This window comes from Streptomyces sp. NPDC053426, assembly GCF_055585405.1.
The window spans coordinates 1-1,396 of the sequence record NZ_JBVJKE010000055.1 but is presented as its reverse complement, the minus strand read 5'-3'; the positions used below and the strand labels follow the sequence as shown (position 1 = coordinate 1,396).

The 1,396-nt window shown below is 64.8% G+C and carries 1 protein-coding gene and 1 pseudogene; one reads left to right on the top strand and one right to left on the bottom strand.

From position 1 onward, the window contains the following. Nucleotides 1-90: 90 nt before the first annotated feature. Nucleotides 91-549 (top strand): annotated as a pseudogene (locus ACZ62B_RS39090) (IS5 family transposase); the annotation flags it as partial. Here the strand turns inward: ACZ62B_RS39090 and ACZ62B_RS39085 are convergent. Next, nucleotides 521-856 (bottom strand): ankyrin repeat domain-containing protein, encoded by a 336-nt coding sequence (locus tag ACZ62B_RS39085; RefSeq protein WP_469694023.1) that lies wholly within the window; start codon nt 854-856, stop codon nt 521-523. The pseudogene ACZ62B_RS39090 and the gene ACZ62B_RS39085 overlap by 29 nt on opposite strands. Nucleotides 857-1,396 lie beyond the last annotated feature (540 nt).

The following is a 1,396-nucleotide window of genomic DNA, read 5'->3' as shown; positions in this document are numbered from 1 at the left end:
CACCACCTTTTCAATCATGTCGACGAGGGGACCAAGTCATACCGGGCCAGGAGACCGGAGCCCCGATAGCGGAGCCACGGAAAAGGTAACGGGGACCTGACAGGTCCGAATCCTGTTGACAGGGGTAAATACGGCTCGAAGATCCACCTGATCACCGACCGGAATGGTCTGCCCTTGTCTGTCGGAATCTCCGGTGCCAACGTCCACGACAGCCAGGCCCTGGTCCCGCTCGTGCAGGGCATCCCGCCGATCCGCTCCCGCCGCGGGCCTCGGCGGCGCAGGCCCGCAAAACTGCACGCCGACAAGGGCTACGACTACGCCCACCTGCGTCGATGGTTATCGGGACGGGGCATCCGGCACCGGATCGCCCGCAAAGGAACGGACAGTTCCCAGCGGTTGGGCCGCCACCGTTGGGTCGTTGAACGGACCGTCTCCTGGCTGGCCGGCTGCCGCCGCCTTCATCGCCGATACGAACGCAAGGACGAACACTTCCTCGCCTTCACGAGCATCACCAGCACCCTCATCTGCCTGCGCCGCCTGACCCGCTGATGTGCCGCTCCAACAGCTTGACTGCCAGGTCATGGCCGTAGTGGACGGCGAGGTCCATGGGCGTTCGCCCGTCCGGCCCCGGGAGCAGTGGGCCAGCGCCGAAGGCCAGGAGTACTGCGGTGGTATGCACGGTCAGCGGACAGCCGCTCTGCAAGGCGCCATCGCCTTCCGCGTCAATGGCGTGCGTCAGGAGCGTCATGCTGCCGCATACCTCATCGGGGTCGACGCCCTTGGCCAGCAGCTGCGCCAGAGCCTCTGCGTCCTCGTCCTCCACCGCCTGGTGTGCCGGTGTCCAGATGTTCTCCACGGCGGCATTCAACCGTTGCTGCACCAGCCCGGCCAGCACCTTTCCCAGCCTATGATCGCCAATTGAGATGGGCTGTTAGCTTACGTGACCCGCAAGCATCAACCCGCCGGCAAGAGCTACGACCACCGTAGTGGCCATGGGGGGCAACCATGGCTTCGTGTGCCGACAGGAATCTTGTGGGGATTGCTCTTCTTCATTCGTCTCCACGCGGTCGGATCCGAGTGCGGCCCTGAACTCAGCGCGTCCGCCTGCCCGGATGCCCGGTGCGGGTTCATCGTCTCGAAATCTATGCGGAGTCAGCGATGGATACCACTGCGGATGCAGAGGACCTCGGACCGATGGAGGCAGTACCGCGCAGAGCCTCTACCAGCAGCGCCACGAGCCAGCCGGTGACTTGACCCGGCGACAGCATCCCGTCGGGTCCAGGGACCGGGCAGGGGTAGTAAGAGGTCCTAACAAAGGCGTTGGACGTGGCGGTGGGTGATGAGGCAGGTGGCGAGGCCGAGGAAGGCTTCGTGGATGTCGTCTCGTCGTTCCCAG